Consider the following 15,213-nt stretch of genomic DNA (forward strand, 5'->3'; position numbering starts at 1 on the left):
AACCAGGGGGCTCCGCCCCCTGGACCCCCGAAAATCGCGCTGACGCGCTCGTCCTCAAACGCCGGACGGGCTGAAGATCTCCAGCGCGGCCACGGCTGAAGATCTCAGCCGCGCTCGGCGGAAAGTTCCAGCCCGTCCGGCGTTCGAGGACGAGGCGCGGAGCGCCGAAAAGGCGGGGTGGGGCGTACAACAGGCCCTAACGCGTCTGCGGCCACGGCCTTAGCTTCTCCGGGTTGCGGACCACCCAGATCCGGGCGACGCGCCCGTCGACGACCTCGAACGAGGCCACGGTCACGACGGTGCCGCCCTGCCGGGCCACCAGGCCGGGGGTGCCGTTGACCGTCCGCTCCAGGAGTTCCAGGCCCGGGGCCCGGTCGGCGAAGGCGACCATGTACGGGGCGATGCGCGCGCCGCCCTCGACCGGGCGCGGGACGGCTCCGGCCATGCCGCCGCCGTCGGCGGTCATCACGGCGTCCGGGTCGAGGAGGCCGAGCAGGCCCGCGATGTCCTTGGCCTCCCAGGCCTCCTTGACCCGCCGCACCACGTCACCCTGGCCGGCCGCCGGCCCCGGGGCGCGCGCGGCCTCCGCCCGCCGCCGGGCGGACGCCGCCAGTTGCTTGCAGGCCGCCGGGGTCCGGCCGAGCACACCGGCGATCTCGGCGAACGGGTACCGGAAGACGTCGTGCAGGACGAACGCCACCCGCTCGGCGGGCGTCATCGACTCCAGGACGACGAGGAAGGCCATGGTCACCGACTCGTCGAGCACGATCTGGTCCGCGGGGTCGGACGTGCCCCCGTGCCGCCACTCGGCGCGGTCCGGCAGCGGCTCGGGCAGCCACGCGCCGACATAGCGTTCGCGGCGGGCCCGCGCCGAGCCGAGCAGGTCCAGGCAGATGCGGCCGGTCACCGTCGTCAGCCAGGCCCCCGGGGAGACGATCTCCCGCCGCCTGCTCCGCGACAGCCCGTACCAGCGCGCGTACGCGTCCTGGACGGCGTCCTCGGCCTCGGTCACCGAACCCAGCAGGCGGTAGGCCACGTTGAGCAGGTGGCGCCGCTCGCCGATGACCTCGCCGGCACCGTCTCGCCCGTCCCCCACGCCCCGGCCACCCCCTCGCCTTACCTTTCGCGGGCCTGCGTCGTCGGCCTGGTGAGACCTTATCGATCTCCCGCCCGCGGGCGGGAAGAGGGGACGACGCCATGGCCACCGAGGTGACACCGAACGCGCGACGCGGCCCGCGGTTCCTGCGGGCCGCGGTCGGCCTGCAGACCCTGACCATATTCCTCCAGGCGGTCTCCGCCGGACTGCTGCTGACCTCGTCCTACGGGGAGGCGCTGCACAGCGTCGGAGCCCGGGTGATGTACGGGGCGTCGATGCTGTACCTGCTGGTGGCGGTGGTGGCGTGGAAGCCGGGCGGCGGCTCGCCGCGACCCGTGGGCTACGCCACCGGGTTCCTGGTGCTCGCCTCGGTCCAGGTCGTGGTGGGCATCGCGCACGTGCCGTCCGTCCACCTGCCCCTGGGGGTCCTGATGTTCGGGCTCAGCGTGCTGGCGCTGGCCCGGCGCTGAGGTGCGGCGCGGCCCGTACGGGGCATTGACCTTGGTCGCAGCAACCGCTTACCTTCGGGCAGCAGCCGCGCGCGGCCGCGCGGCCGCGCCGGACCGTAGGAGGTCGTGCCCGTGCGCCCCACCGTCCCCGCCCCTCTCCTCCTCGCAGCCGTCCTCGCCGCCGGAGCCCTCACCGCGTGCGGCGGCGGCTCCGGCGACGACCCGGACACCGTGAAGGTGTCGTACAAGCAGTCCATGGACAACCAGATCCGGGTGATGGACGACTACCTGGAGTCGGTGAAGAAGCAGTTCGAGAAGGCCCACCCGGGGAAAAAGGTGAAGCTGGTGCCCATCAAGGCGCCGGACGCCGAGTACTACACCAAGGTGCAGCAGATGCTGCGCTCCCCGAAGACCGCGCCCGACCTCGTCTACGAGGACACGTTCCTCATCAACTCCGACATCACCAGCGGGTACTTGAAGCCGCTCGACCCGTACCTGGACAAGTGGTCGGAGTGGCCGAAGTTCCTCGCCACGGCCAAGCGGGCGGCGCGCGGCGAGGACGGCAAGACGTACGGGGTCCCGGACGGCACCGACACGCGCGGGCTGTGGTTCAGCAAGGACGTCTTCAAGAAGGCCGGACTGCCCGCCGACTGGCAGCCCAAGGACTGGGACGACGTGCTGGACGCCGCCAGGACCGTGAAGAAGAAGGTGCCCGGCGTCGTCCCGCTGAACGTGTACACCGGCAAGCCCGGCGGCGAGACCTCGGCCATGCAGGGCATGGAGATGCTCCTGTACGGCACCGGCAAGGACCCGCTGTACGACCCGAAGGCAAAGAAGTGGGTGGTGGGCGGCGAGGGGTTCAAGGACGCGCTGCGGTTCGTCGAGACGGTCTACAAGGAGAAGCTCGGGCCGGACGTGTCCGACGCGCTCGACCCGAACATGGCCACCCGCGTCCGCGGCGAGTTCCTGCCCAAGGGCAAGCTCGCCATCAACCTCGACGGCTCCTGGCTGCCGCAGGACTGGCTGGAGGGCTCCGGCCACGAGTGGCCCGAGTGGTCCGAGGAACTGGGCCTGGCCGCCATGCCCACGCAGCACGGGCAGCCGCCCGGCAAGGTCAGCATGTCCGGCGGCTGGACCTGGGCGATCCCGGCGAAGGCGGCCCACCCCGACCTCGCGTTCGACTTCATCAAGACGATGCAGACCAAGGAGAACGCGAAGAAGTGGTACATCGCCAACTCCGGCATCTCGGTCCGCGAGGACGTCGCGAAGGACCCGGAGTACATCAACGCGCAGCCCGGCATCCGGTTCTTCACCGGGCTCGTCCCCGTCACCCACTTCCGGCCCGCCTACCCCGCGTACCCGAAGGTCTCCACCGCGCTGCAGGAGGCCATGGAGAAGGTCACCACCGGTGACGGCTCGGTGGACGACGCGGCCGGTGACTACGACGAGGAGGTCAGGTCGGCCACCGACGGCGAGGTGATCGAGAGGTGACGGCCCCGGCGACGGCGCCGCGCAGGACACCGCGGGCGGCCGCCGCGCCGGGCGGCCGCCGGCGCCTGCTCCGGTCCCTGTCCCGCGCCCTGCCCGTCTCCCCCGCCGTCGTCCTCATGGCCCTGTTCCTCGCGGGCCCCATCGGCTACTGCGCGTACATCGCCTTCACCGACCTCCAGCTCACCGGGCAGGCGCGGGAGAGCTTCGTCGGCTTCGAGAACTTCCGCACGGCCTTCGGCGACGAGGACTTCGTCAACGCCGTGTGGCTCACCCTGGTCTTCACGTTCCTGTCGTCGATCGTGGGCCAGAACACGCTCGGCCTCGCCCTCGCCGTGCTGATGCGGCGGGCCTCGAAGCCGGTGCGCACGCTGACCGGCGCGGTCGTCGTCACGGCCTGGGTCGTCCCGGAGGTGGTGGCGGGCTTCCTGCTCTACGCCTTCTTCCGCCGTGACGGCACGCTCAACGCGGTCCTCGACGTGCTCCATCTGCCGTCGCAGAACTGGCTGTTCACGCTGCCGATCCTCGCGGTGTCGTTCGCCAACGTGTGGCGCGGCACGGCCTTCTCGATGCTGGTCTACTCGGCGGCCCTGAGCGAGATCCCCCGGGAGATCACCGAAGCCGCGGAGGTGGACGGCGCGGGTGGCTGGCGCCGCCTGTGGCACATCACGCTGCCGATGATCCGCCGCTCCATCGGCACCAACCTGATGCTCAACACCCTCCAGACACTGTCCGTCTTCGGCCTCATCTGGGTGATGACGCGCGGCGGCCCCGGCAACCGCAGCCAGACCCTGCCGCTGTTCATGTACGAACAGGCCTTCCAGAAGAGCATGATCGGCTACGGCACCGCCGTGGCGCTGCTCCTGCTCCTGGTCGGCTCCCTGTTCTCGGTCGTCTACATGCGTCTGCTGCGCACGGAGGTCTGAGTGTCCGCACGCCGCGCCCGCAGCCGCGCGCTCGCCGCCGACCTGGGCCTGCTCACCCTGGCCGCGGCGTTCGCGCTCCCGCTGGCCTGGGTGGTCCTGTCCGCGCTCGACCCGAAGGCCGATGTCGGCGTGAAGGCCCCGGACGGTCTCACCCTGGACCACTTCGACGCCGTCCTCACCGACGAGATCACCTTCACGCCGATGCTGAACAGCCTGCTGCTGTGCGGCGGTGGCACGCTGCTCACGGTGGTGAGCGCGGCCCTCGCGGCGTACCCCCTGTCGCGCTACTCCTCCCGCCTCAACCGCCCCTTCATGCTGACGATCCTGTTCGCGACGAGCCTGCCCATCACGGCGATCATGGTGCCGGTGTACGCGCTGTTCGTCCGCGTCGACCTCATCGACACGATGGAGGGCACGATCTTCTTCTTCGCCGCCTCCCAACTGCCGTTCGCCATCTGGCTGATGAAGAACTTCATGGACGGCGTCCCCAAGGAGCTGGAGGAGGCGGCCTGGACGGACGGCGCCTCGCCGCTGCAGTCCCTGGTGCGGATCGTGCTGCCGCTCATGGGCCCGGGCGTCGCCGTCGTGACGGTCTTCTGCTTCGTCATGATGTGGGGCAACTTCTTCGTCCCGTTCATGCTGCTGCTCTCCCCCGACCAGATGCCGGCGGCGGTCAGCATCAACGACTTCTTCGGCAGCAAGGGCGCCATCGTCTACGGCCAGCTCGCCGCGTTCTCCCTCATCTACTCGACGCCGGTGATCCTCCTGTACGTCCTGATCGCCCGCCGCCTGGGCGGCGGCTTCGCCCTGGGCGGCGCGGTGAAGGGGTGAGGCGGCCCGGGCGGCGTGCGGCGGCCCGGGCGGCGTGCGGGGCGCACAACGGGGCGCCCCGGCCGCTGTGGCTTCGCATGAGCCCCGGGCTTGGACGAACGCACCGTAGTCGTCCACCCCGCACACCCCTAGCGTGTGCCCCGTGCGACCGAGCCGGCCCACCGGGCCCTTCAACTTTCCCGCCGTGCGCCGACTGCGCGAGGCACTGGGCATGGACCCCGGGCACGTCGCGTACGGCATGCGGGCCGGCTACGGCCTCGGGCACGTCACGCCGGACACCGTCATCGCCTGGGAGCGCGGCCTCGCCACGCCCGACGCCACCGAGCTCGCGGCGCTCGCGGGCACGCTCTGGTGCTCGCCCGGCGACCTCATGGGCGCCGCGACCACCCTGCGGGAGCACCGCCTCGCCCGCGGCCTCGCCCCGGAGGACGTGGCGCGCGGCGCGGGCGTCGAGCTCCAGGCGTACCTGCGGATGGAGGAGACCGGCCGGTGGCGCGGCAGCCCCCGGCAGTCCGCCGACCTGGCGCGCACGCTGCGCCTCACGCTGCCGGACCTGGTCACGGTCACGGGGCGCGCCGACGAGCTCGCCGAGCTGCTGCGCAGCGCGGTGACCACCCGCTGGCAGGGGTACACGCGCCCGGTCAGCAAGCTGCTCGCCGTGGACAAGCGCACCGTGGAGGGTCCGCTGCGCCGGCTGCACGAGACGTACCAGTCGCGGATGGTGCGCACGCTGAGCTGGGGCGGGGGCGCGAGCGCGGACGCCTCCGGGCACGCGGGCCGGGACTTCCTCGACCGGATCCTGGACCACTTCTGGCCGCTGCTCCCGGACGCCTCCTGAGCACCCGGCCCCCCGGGGAGCCGCCCGCCGCCCGGCCGCGGCCGCCGCTCCGGTGAGGGCGTCTAGAAGACCGACTCGGCCTCGTCCATGCGGTCCTTCGGCACCCGCTTCAGCTCCGTGACCGCCTCGGCGAGCGGCACCATCTCGATGTCCGTGCCGCGCAGCGCGGTCATCCGGCCGTACTCGCCGCGGTGCACGGCCTCCACCGCGTGCCAGCCGAAGCGCGTGGCGAGCACGCGGTCGTACGCGGTGGGGGTGCCGCCGCGCTGGACGTGGCCGAGGATGACCGGCTTGGCCTCCTTGCCGAGCCGCTTCTCCAGCTCGTACGCGAGGGCCGTGCCGATGCCCTGGAAGCGCTCGTGGCCGAACTGGTCGATGGCGCCCTTGCCGTAGTCCATGGTGCCGTCGGCGGGGTGGGCGCCCTCGGCGACGCAGATCACCGCGAACTTCTTGCCGCGCGCGAACCGCTCCTCGACCATCGCGACCAGGTCGGCCGGGTCGAAGGGGCGCTCGGGCAGGCAGATGCCGTGGGCGCCGCCCGCCATGCCGGACTCCAGCGCGATCCAGCCCGCGTGCCGGCCCATGACCTCGACGACCATGACGCGCTGGTGGGACTCGGCGGTCGTCTTCAGCCGGTCCATCGCCTCGGTGGCGACGCCGACGGCCGTGTCGAAGCCGAAGGTGCGGTCCGTGGAGGAGATGTCGTTGTCGATGGTCTTGGGCACGCCGACGACCGGCACACCGGCCTCGTGGAGCATCTTCGCCGCGGTGAGCGTGCCCTCGCCGCCGATCGGGATGAGCGCGTCGAAGCCGCTCTTGTCGATCAGCTCCTTGGCGTTGACGCAGGCCGCGCGGAAGCGGGCGCGCTCCAGGCGCGAGGAGCCGAGGATCGTTCCACCGCGGGCCAGGATGCCGCTGACCGCGTTCAGGTCCAGGGGGCGGTAGCGCCCGTCGAGCAGACCCGCGTACCCGTCCTCGAAGCCGATGACCTCGTCGCCGTAGTTCGTGACCGCTCGGTGCACGACCGACCGGATCACGGCGTTGAGGCCGGGGCAGTCGCCGCCCGCGGTGAGAATTCCGATACGCATCGCGCTGAGTCTCCTGCTCGCTGCTGTGACGTGTGAGCCGGTCCGATTGTTCCACGGCGCGCGGAGCGACGCCGCTCGCCGTTGGTCGGGCCGTCATGGGGTACGAGGCCTTTGGCCCTGGTGAACCCAGAGCCATGTCCGGCGGGCGACGTAGCCAGCCGCAGAGGTATTGTCAAGAGGGCACAGCCAACAATATCGGGTGTTTTTCCGGCTCAGCCGCGGCCCATGCCGGGGCCCTCACCTGCGGTGATGCCTGGCACCCGGCCACCGCGACCGCGAGCGGCGCGCACGAGGCCGCCCGCCCCGGCGGCCCTGCCGTCCCGCACGACGTACGACGGACGAGACGTACACGGCGTACGGGGGGCAAGACGTACGGGACGACACCAGCCACCGCAGACACAGCAAGCACAGCAGAGACAGCAAGCACACAGCAGACGTAGGAACGGAGAGCGCGCGTGACCCGCAGCGTGTACGTGACCGGGATCGACCGTGGCGACGGCCGCCAGGTCGTCGAGCTGGGAGTCATGGAGCTCCTGACCCGCCAGGTCGACCGGGTGGGCGTCTTCCGCCCGCTCGTCCACGACGGCCCCGACCGCCTCTTCGAGCTGCTGCGCGCCCGCTACCGGCTCGCGCAGGACCCCGCGTCGGTGTACGGCATGGACTACCACGAGGCGTCCGCGCTCCAGGCCGAGCAGGGCACGGACGAGCTGGTCTCCCGGCTCGTCGACCGCTTCCACAAGGTGGCGCGCGACTACGACGTGGTGCTCGTGCTCGGCACCGACTTCGCCGCCACCCAGCTCCCGGACGAGCTGGCGCTCAACGCGCGGCTCGCGAACGAGTTCGGCGCCTCGGTGCTGCCCGTCGTCGGCGGCAAGAACCAGAGCGCCGAGTCGGTCTGCGCCGAGACCCGCAACGCGTACCGCGCCTACGACGGCCTGGGCTGCGACGTCCTCGCCATGGTCACCAACCGCGTCGCCCCGGCCGACCGCGACGAGATCCACCAGGGCCTCGCGACCCTGCTGCCGGTCCCCTGCCACGTGCTGCCCGACGAGCCCGCCCTGGCCGCGCCGACCGTCTCGCAGATCACGCACGCGCTCGGCGGCGAGGTGCTCCTCGGCGACGACTCGGGCCTGGCCAGGGACGCCCTCGACTTCGTCTTCGGCGGCGCCATGCTGCCGAACTTCCTGAACGCCCTGACCCCGGGCTGCATGGTCGTCACCCCCGGCGACCGCGCGGACCTGGTCGTCGGCGCGCTCGCCGCGCACAGCGCGGGCACCCCGCCGATCGCGGGCGTGCTGCTCACCCTGAACGAGCGGCCCGGCCCCGAGATCCTGCGCCTCGCGGACCGGCTCGCGCCCGGCACGCCCGTGATCGCCGTCTCCGGCGGCTCCTTCCCGACCGCGGCCGAGCTGTTCGCCCTGGAGGGCAAGCTGAACGCGGCGACGCCGCGCAAGGCGGAGACGGCCCTCGGCCTCTTCGAGCGGTACACCGACACCGCCGACCTGACCCGGCGCCTGTCGGTGTTCGGCAGCGACCGGGTCACGCCGATGATGTTCGAGCACAAGCTCCTGGAGCGGGCCCGCGCCGACCGCCGCCGCGTCGTGCTGCCCGAGGGTACCGAGGAGCGCGTGCTGCGCGCCGCGGACGTGCTGCTGCGCCGCGGCGTGTGCGACCTGACGCTGCTCGGCCCCACGGAGACCATCCGCAAGAAGGCCGCCGACCTCGGCATCGACCTCGCCGACTCGCAGCTCGTCGACCCGCACACGTCCGAGCTGCGGCAGGGCTTCGCCGAGGAGTACGCCCGGCTGCGCGCCCACAAGGGCGTGACCGTGGAGCTGGCGTACGACGTCGTGGCGGACGTCAACTACTTCGGCACGCTGATGGTCCAGGGCGGCCTCGCCGACGGCATGGTCTCCGGCTCGGTGCACTCCACGGCCGCGACGATCCGGCCCGCCTTCGAGATCATCAAGACCAGGCCCGCGGCGTCGATCGTGTCGTCCGTGTTCTTCATGTGCCTGGCCGACAAGGTCCTCGTGTACGGCGACTGCGCCGTCAACCCGGACCCGAACGCGGCGCAGCTCGCGGACATCGCCATCCAGTCGGCGACCACGGCCGCGCAGTTCGGCGTCGAGCCGCGCATCGCGATGCTGTCGTACTCCACCGGCACCTCCGGCTCGGGCGCCGACGTCGACAAGGTCCGCGAGGCCACCGAGCTGGTCCGCGACCGGCGCCCGGACCTGAAGATCGAGGGGCCGATCCAGTACGACGCCGCCGTCGAGCCCTCGGTCGCGGCCACCAAGCTGCCGGAGTCCGACGTCGCGGGCCAGGCCAGCGTGCTGATCTTCCCGGACCTGAACACCGGCAACAACACCTACAAGGCCGTGCAGCGCTCGGCCGGCGCGATCGCCGTCGGCCCGGTGCTCCAGGGCCTGCGCAAGCCCGTGAACGACCTGTCCCGCGGCGCGCTCGTCCAGGACATCGTCAACACGGTCGCCATCACGGCGATCCAGTCCCAGTCCCAGACTCAGTCCCAGACCCAGTCCCCCGCCTCGTGACCGGCCCCCGCCCCTCACCAGAAAGCACTTCCTCCGTGACCGCGACCCGCGTACTCGTCCTCAACTCCGGCTCCTCGTCGGTGAAGTACCAGCTCCTGGACATGAGCGACCGCAGCCGCCTGGCGGTGGGCCTCGTCGAGCGCATCGGCGAGGAGACCTCCCGGCTCAAGCACACCCCGCTGACGGGCGGCGACGAGCGGGAGCGCACCGGGCCGATCGCCGACCACGAGGCCGCCCTGAAGGCGGTCGCCGAGGAGCTGGCCGCGGACGGGCTGGGCCTGGACTCGCCCGACCTGGCCGCGATCGGCCACCGGGTCGTGCACGGCGGCAAGCACTTCACCGCGCCGACGGTCGTCGACGACGCCGTGCTCGCCGAGATCGAGCGCCTCATCCCGGTGGCCCCGCTGCACAACCCGGCCAACCTCACCGGCATCCGCACGGCCCAGGCGCTGCGGCCCGACCTGCCGCAGGTCGCGGTCTTCGACACCGCCTTCCACACCACGATGCCGGAGTCGGCGGCCCGCTACGCGATCGACGTGGAGACCGCCGACCGGCACCGCGTACGGCGCTACGGCTTCCACGGCACCTCGCACGCGTACGTGTCGCGGGCCACCGCCGAGCTGCTCGGCAAGGCCCCCGAGGAGGTGAACGTCATCGTGCTGCACCTCGGCAACGGGGCGTCGGCCTCCGCCGTGCGCGGCGGCAAGTGCGTGGACACCTCCATGGGGCTCACGCCGCTGGAGGGCCTGGTGATGGGCACCCGCTCCGGCGACCTGGACCCGGCGGTGATCTTCCACCTGGCGCGCGTCGGCGGCCTTTCCGTCGACGAGATCGACTCGCTGCTCAACAAGAAGAGCGGCCTCGTCGGCCTGTGCGGCGACAACGACATGCGGGAGATCCGCCGCCGGATCGACGAGGGCGACGAACAGGCCCGGCTCGCCTTCGACATCTACATTCACCGGCTGAAGAAGTACATCGGCGCCTATTACGCCGTGCTCGGCCGCGTGGACGCGGTGGCCTTCACCGCAGGCGTCGGCGAGAACGCGGCGCCCGTGCGCGAGGCGGCCCTCGCGGGCCTGGAGGAACTGGGCCTCGCGGTGGACGGCGACCTGAACGCCGTCCGTGGCGACGAGCCCCGGCTGATCTCCCCGGAATACGCTCGCGTGAAGGTCGCCGTCGTGCCGACCGACGAAGAACTGGAAATCGCGACGCAGACTTATGCCCTGGCCGGAAAGAACAACTGAGCAACCACCCGCCCATTTGTAGATTCCGCCAGACGGAATATTCCGTAGCGAAACAAACCGATAGGATCGCCCCATGCGCCGTTCCAAAATCGTCTGCACCCTGGGCCCCGCCGTCGACTCCGAGGACCAGCTCGTCTCGCTGATCGAGGCCGGCATGAACGTGGCCCGCTTCAACTTCAGTCACGGCACGCACGCCGAGCACCAGGGGCGGTACGACCGCGTCCGCGCCGCCGCGGAGCGCACCGGCCGCGCCATCGGCGTCCTCGCCGACCTCCAGGGCCCGAAGATCCGCCTGGAGACCTTCGCCGAGGGCCCGGTCGAGCTGGTGCGCGGTGACGAGTTCACCATCACCACCGAGGACGTGCCCGGCGACAAGTCGATCTGCGGGACGACGTACAAGGGCCTGCCCGGCGACGTCTCCAAGGGCGACCAGGTCCTGATCAACGACGGCAACGTCGAGCTGAAGGTCGTCGAGGTCGACGGCCCGCGCGTGAAGACGATCGTCGTCGAGGGCGGCGTCATCTCGGACCACAAGGGCATCAACCTGCCCGGCGCGGCCGTGAACGTGCCCGCCCTGTCCGAGAAGGACATCGACGACCTGCGCTTCGCCCTGAACATGGGCTGCGACCTGGTCGCGCTCTCCTTCGTCCGGGACGCCGACGACGTCAAGGACGTCCACCGCGTCATGGACGAGGTCGGCCGCCGCGTCCCGGTCGTCGCCAAGGTGGAGAAGCCGCAGGCGGTGGCGAACATGGAGGCCGTCGTGGCGGCGTTCGACGGCGTCATGGTCGCGCGCGGCGACCTGGCCGTCGAGTACCCCCTCGAAAAGGTCCCGATGGTGCAGAAGCGCCTCGTGGAGATGTGCCGCCGCAACGCCAAGCCGGTGATCGTCGCGACCCAGATGATGGAGTCGATGATCACCAACTCCCGCCCCACGCGCGCCGAGGCGTCCGACGTCGCCAACGCGATCCTGGACGGCGCGGACGCGGTGATGCTGTCGGCCGAGTCCAGCGTCGGCGCGTACCCGATCGAGACGGTCAAGACCATGTCGAAGATCGTCACGGCGGCCGAGGAGGAGCTGCTCTCCAAGGGCCTCCAGCCGCTCGTGCCCGGCAAGAAGCCGCGTACGCAGGGCGGTTCGGTGGCCCGTGCCGCCGCCGAGATCGCGGACTTCCTGGGCGGCAAGGCCCTGGTGGCCTTCACCAAGTCCGGTGACACCGCCCGCCGTCTGTCCCGCTACCGCGCGGCCCAGCCGATCCTGGCCTTCACCACCGACCAGGAGACGCGCAACCAGCTCGCGCTGAGCTGGGGTGTGGAGTCCTTCGTCGTGCCGCACGTGGACAACACCGACGCGATGGTCGAACTCGTCGACGCCGAGCTGCTGAAGCTGCAGCGCTACAACGAGGGCGACACCATGGTCATCACCGCCGGTTCGCCCCCCGGCGTCCCCGGCACCACGAACATGGTCCGGGTCCACCACCTGGGCAACGGCTGCCGCGACTGACGTCGTCCGTACGACCGCACGAGGAGGGCGCCCCCGGCCGGGGGCGCCCTCCTCCGCCGTTCGGTGTCCGTGGGTGCTCGGCCGCCGTTCAGTCGGTGATCGACTGGTGCAGGCCCGGGATGGTGAGGGTGCCGCCGAACTGGCCCGCCTGCTGGACCTTCACGTGCGTGAAATAGATCAGCGGGATGTTCAGCGGCGGCGGGTGCTCGGGGTCGAAGGTCACCGGGATGAGCCCGAAGAGGTTGCCGGAGATGCGCTCCGTGTACATCGTCGTGGCGCCGTCGGTGATCGTGGACGTGGAGCCCTTGGCCGCCTGCACGTGGTACGTCTTCCCTGCCGGACCGGCGACGCTCTGGTGCAGGTCCCCGATCTCCGTGCCGGCGTTGACGACGTACTTCAGCGCCTGCTTGGTCCGGCCGTCGGGCATCGTCAGGTTCACCACGCCCTGGTAGTCCGCCCCCTTGAGCAGCAGGGAGCTGGCCTCCAGGTGCCAGGGCTGGTCCGGGATCGGCACGGGCGTCCGCTCGTCGTCGCCCTCGACCTTCTTCTCCACGACGCAGGGGAACGGCTTCTTGCCGTCCTCGTCGGGGGCCGTGGGGTCCTCGGGCTGCTCGGAGTCCTCACGCTGCCGGGGCTGCTTGCGGTCCTCGGACTCCTTCGGCTCTGCGGGGGCCTTGGGGGTCTTGGAGGCTTTGGTGTCCTTGGTGTCCTTGGTGTCCTTGGCGTCCTTGGCGTCCTTGGCGTCTTCAGGGTCTTGGGACCGCTGCTGGGGCTGCCGCCCGGGCTTCCGGGTCTCGTCCCGGGTGTCCGCCCGGCCGGATGGCTCGGGGGCCGGTGACGTCGTCCGCGGCTCCTTCTCCTCCCGCTCCCGAGGGGTCAGGAGGTCCTTGAGGGCCTTGCCGACGCCCAACGGGTCCAAGGGGTTCGCGGGCTCGGAGGGCTCCGGGTCGGGGGCCTTCCTGTGCGGGGCCTTGCTTTCCGGGGCCTCGTCGTCAGGGGTCTTGGTCTCAGGGGCCTCAGTGGGCGGGGCCTCGGTGTCGGGCCTCCTGGTCTCGGGCACCTTGTCGGGCGTCTTCGTACCGCCCTTGTCCCGGGGGTGCTCGGCCCTCTTCCCGCCGCGCCCGGCGTCCCGCCCGGCCCCGTCCCGGGAGGGCTTCCTCGCGGTGTCCTTGTCGTCGTCCCCGGGCTGCTCGTCCGGGACCGTCACGCACGGCCCGTCGCGGAAGGGGTTCTTGGGGACGCCCGGCTTCGCCTGCGCGAGCTGCGGGGTCAGGCCCATGCCCATGAGGACGGCGGTGGGCATGGCCGCGAGGGCGATGGCCTTGCCGACGGGGACGCGCGTCAGCAGCGGCTTCCTCGGGGCCGCGTGGCGCGGCCCCGTTCTGCCCCGGGGCGTGACCGCGTCCGTCCCGCGGCGCACCTCGTCAGCCGGCACGGTGCCTCCCGTTCGTCCCGTCGACCGGACCCGCTCCCGGGGCGTCGTCGGCCGGGCCGTCCGCCGCCTCGCGCGCGGCCGGCACCTTGGCGCGCCGCGCGGGCCGTACCGGCTTCTCGTACACCCAGGACACGCCGAGCGCGCCACCGATGAGGGAGAGCAGGTAGCCCATGACGAAGCCGCCGAAGTTGGACACCACCAGCGAGACCAGGGCCAGGAGGATCGCCGCGACGCCCGCGAACACGCGGGACTGGGGCTGGAACCACATGGTCAGGCCGAGCACGATCAGCAGCACGCCGATGATCAGCGATCCGGCCCCGGCGGTGGTCGCCATCCGGATGGTCATCGTGCCGAGCGTGAGGTTCGCGTACGGGAAATACATGATCGGGATGCCGCCGAGCAACGTCAGCAGGCCACCCCAGAACGGGCGCCGGCCGCGCCACCCTCGGAAACCCTGGCGCATCCGGCCGAGTTTGCCACCCAGGCCCACTTGCGCTTCGGCGCTCATGTCGTACAGCTCCTCGGGAAGGGCGTTCGGTTCTGTGTGTGCGGTGTCGGGCACGGGGACGGCTCGCGACGACGTCACGGTGTACGGCGCCCCCGCGCCCGGCCGTCCGGTGCGACGAGTGCTCAGCCGGTGAGGGCCTCGGCGCCGTCCTCGTCCGCGGCTCGACGGCCTCGCCGGGCCTCCGCGCCCACGACGGGCACGGAGCGGAGGAGACGTACGGGGGCGACGCGCCGGGAGACGTGCGAAGAGACGTGCGGGGAGACGTGCGCGGACCGGGGCGTCATCCGTCTCAGTAGCACTCGTGCTTGCCCTTCTTGACCGACATGTGCAGGCCGGAGAGTTTGAAGGTGCCGGCCGTGGTGGCCCACGCGCGCTGCTTGACGTCGGTGAAGCGGACCTTCTCGGCCTGCTGGGCGAACGAGTCGGGGCGGTACTTCTTCTTGTCGCCCGGGTTCGGGCCGGGCCCCTTCGTCGTACGGTCGACCGAGACGCCGATGTCGATGTTGGTGAACTTCGCGTTGGCCTGCAGGTCGTCGGCGTCGATGTAGAGCCGCTTCGCGTAGACCCGCGGGCTGCCCTCGCCGCCGGCCGTCAGCTTCATCGACACGTTGCCGAACAGGGGGACCGGGACGACAACGGACTGGCACAGATTGCGGATCCGCGCCTCGTCCATGCCGACGACGGCGACGGGGCGGTCCTTGCCCGGGCCCTCGTCGAGCGCCCCGTACTGGACGAAGCCCGTGCCGTCGAGCTGCTTGGCCGTCACCTTGAACTGCTGGCCGGACACACTGAACGATGCCGCGAGCGCACCCTGCGAGAGGGCCACGCCTATCGCGGCCGACGCCGCGACGCTCGGCACCATGACCACGGCGAACCGCTTCCATCTGGTTCCGCCACGAGCCACGGATTCCATGACTTTCCTCCTTCTCGGACGTACATCTCCGGCCCGTGCCGCTCCCTCACGGGCCGTACGGCCGGGCGGGGATGGGAGAAGTGCTACGTCCTCGGCCAGGAGAGCGCCGACGCCGTTGGGCGCACCGCGCCTGAGTCACCGGCGATCACCTCCGAGCGACAACCACGGGCCGCGCCTGACGCGTCACGCACGGCCTGCCGGACGGGCCGCGCCACCTTCGGCGGCGGCGACCCCTTGTCCCGGACCGGCGACGGCGTCGCCGGACCACCCGGTGGGGACCCGTGGGACCCGTCTCCCGAATGGCGGCCGGGGTGCGGGGAACGGACCGAGCGTGGCCG

The 15,213-nt window shown here is 71.6% G+C and carries 14 protein-coding genes; 8 read left to right on the forward strand and 6 right to left on the reverse strand.

Features of this window, described 5'->3' with window-relative positions:
* Window positions 1–196: 196 nt before the first annotated feature.
* On the reverse strand, window positions 197–1,096 hold the full coding sequence (sigJ, locus tag IE330_RS18600) for an RNA polymerase sigma factor SigJ (RefSeq protein ID WP_190137169.1): 900 nt from the start codon (window positions 1,094–1,096) through the stop codon (window positions 197–199).
* 101 nt (window positions 1,097–1,197) lie between these two features.
* Between sigJ and IE330_RS18605 the strand changes: the two genes are divergently transcribed.
* The 5 genes from IE330_RS18605 to IE330_RS18625 all read left to right on the forward strand — a co-directional run bounded on the left by IE330_RS18605 (window position 1,198) and on the right by IE330_RS18625 (window position 5,628).
* Window positions 1,198–1,566, forward strand: coding sequence for a hypothetical protein (locus tag IE330_RS18605; protein WP_190137170.1), 369 nt, complete (start codon window positions 1,198–1,200; stop codon window positions 1,564–1,566).
* A gap of 105 nt (window positions 1,567–1,671) precedes the next feature.
* Window positions 1,672–3,036, forward strand: coding sequence for an ABC transporter substrate-binding protein (locus tag IE330_RS18610; RefSeq protein ID WP_190137171.1), 1,365 nt, complete (start codon window positions 1,672–1,674; stop codon window positions 3,034–3,036).
* Between the two features lie 116 nt (window positions 3,037–3,152).
* A complete protein-coding gene (locus IE330_RS18615) occupies window positions 3,153–3,959 on the forward strand; it encodes a carbohydrate ABC transporter permease (RefSeq protein WP_190137210.1) in 807 nt (268 codons plus the stop codon).
* A complete protein-coding gene (locus tag IE330_RS18620) occupies window positions 3,960–4,790 on the forward strand; it encodes a carbohydrate ABC transporter permease (RefSeq protein ID WP_190137172.1) in 831 nt (276 codons plus the stop codon). It abuts the gene before it with no gap.
* Between the two features lie 211 nt (window positions 4,791–5,001).
* Window positions 5,002–5,628: a helix-turn-helix domain-containing protein gene (locus IE330_RS18625; RefSeq protein WP_373314682.1), complete on the forward strand. Its 627-nt coding sequence runs from the start codon at window positions 5,002–5,004 to the stop codon at window positions 5,626–5,628.
* Window positions 5,629–5,690: 62 nt separating this feature from the next.
* On the opposite strand, the gene IE330_RS18630 is transcribed toward IE330_RS18625, so the two are convergent.
* On the reverse strand, window positions 5,691–6,716 hold the full coding sequence (locus IE330_RS18630) for an ATP-dependent 6-phosphofructokinase (protein ID WP_190137174.1): 1,026 nt from the start codon (window positions 6,714–6,716) through the stop codon (window positions 5,691–5,693).
* 455 nt (window positions 6,717–7,171) lie between these two features.
* On the opposite strand from IE330_RS18630, the gene pta reads away from it, so the two are divergent.
* The 3 genes from pta (at window position 7,172) to pyk (ending at window position 12,019) form a co-directional block, all read left to right on the forward strand.
* Window positions 7,172–9,271 carry a phosphate acetyltransferase gene (pta, locus tag IE330_RS18635; RefSeq protein WP_190137175.1) on the forward strand — a complete coding sequence of 700 codons (2,100 nt, stop codon included), beginning with the start codon at window positions 7,172–7,174 and terminating at the stop codon, window positions 9,269–9,271.
* 35 nt (window positions 9,272–9,306) lie between these two features.
* Window positions 9,307–10,515, forward strand: coding sequence for an acetate kinase (locus IE330_RS18640; RefSeq protein ID WP_190137176.1), 1,209 nt, complete (start codon window positions 9,307–9,309; stop codon window positions 10,513–10,515).
* Window positions 10,516–10,588: 73 nt separating this feature from the next.
* Window positions 10,589–12,019 carry a pyruvate kinase gene (gene pyk / locus IE330_RS18645; protein WP_190137177.1) on the forward strand — a complete coding sequence of 477 codons (1,431 nt, stop codon included), beginning with the start codon at window positions 10,589–10,591 and terminating at the stop codon, window positions 12,017–12,019.
* An 88-nt stretch (window positions 12,020–12,107) separates the two neighbouring features.
* Here the strand turns inward: pyk and IE330_RS18650 are convergent, their stop codons facing one another.
* The 4 genes from IE330_RS18650 to IE330_RS18665 form a co-directional block, all read right to left on the reverse strand.
* A complete protein-coding gene (locus IE330_RS18650; RefSeq protein WP_190137178.1) occupies window positions 12,108–13,454 on the reverse strand; it encodes a hypothetical protein in 1,347 nt (448 codons plus the stop codon).
* The gene (locus IE330_RS18655) at window positions 13,444–13,962 is read right to left on the reverse strand and encodes a DUF6114 domain-containing protein (protein WP_190137179.1); all 519 of its coding nucleotides are present in this window, start codon (window positions 13,960–13,962) and stop codon (window positions 13,444–13,446) included. The genes IE330_RS18650 and IE330_RS18655 overlap by 11 nt, the downstream gene beginning before the upstream one ends.
* Before the next feature lie 122 nt (window positions 13,963–14,084).
* Window positions 14,085–14,246: a hypothetical protein gene (locus IE330_RS18660; protein WP_190137180.1), complete on the reverse strand. Its 162-nt coding sequence runs from the start codon at window positions 14,244–14,246 to the stop codon at window positions 14,085–14,087.
* Between the two features lie 5 nt (window positions 14,247–14,251).
* The gene (locus IE330_RS18665; RefSeq protein WP_190137181.1) at window positions 14,252–14,875 is read right to left on the reverse strand and encodes a DUF6230 family protein; all 624 of its coding nucleotides are present in this window, start codon (window positions 14,873–14,875) and stop codon (window positions 14,252–14,254) included.
* Between the last annotated feature and the right edge of the window lie 338 nt (window positions 14,876–15,213).

Origin of the sequence: Streptomyces longispororuber (assembly GCF_014656095.1) — a bacterium.
Taxonomy (GTDB): domain Bacteria; phylum Actinomycetota; class Actinomycetes; order Streptomycetales; family Streptomycetaceae; genus Streptomyces; species Streptomyces longispororuber.

Coding starts and splice junctions, on each gene's coding strand:
- IE330_RS18615 (WP_190137210.1), top strand. CDS start 3,153: ATGGCCCTGTTCCTCGCGGGCCCCATCGGCTACTGCGCGTACATCGCC.
- IE330_RS18605 (WP_190137170.1), top strand. CDS start 1,198: ATGGCCACCGAGGTGACACCGAACGCGCGACGCGGCCCGCGGTTCCTG.
- pyk (WP_190137177.1), top strand. CDS start 10,589: ATGCGCCGTTCCAAAATCGTCTGCACCCTGGGCCCCGCCGTCGACTCC.
- IE330_RS18655 (WP_190137179.1), bottom strand. CDS start 13,962: ATGAGCGCCGAAGCGCAAGTGGGCCTGGGTGGCAAACTCGGCCGGATG.
- IE330_RS18630 (WP_190137174.1), bottom strand. CDS start 6,716: ATGCGTATCGGAATTCTCACCGCGGGCGGCGACTGCCCCGGCCTCAAC.
- IE330_RS18660 (WP_190137180.1), bottom strand. CDS start 14,246: ATGACGCCCCGGTCCGCGCACGTCTCCCCGCACGTCTCTTCGCACGTC.
- IE330_RS18625 (WP_373314682.1), top strand. CDS start 5,002: ATGGACCCCGGGCACGTCGCGTACGGCATGCGGGCCGGCTACGGCCTC.
- IE330_RS18665 (WP_190137181.1), bottom strand. CDS start 14,875: ATGGAATCCGTGGCTCGTGGCGGAACCAGATGGAAGCGGTTCGCCGTG.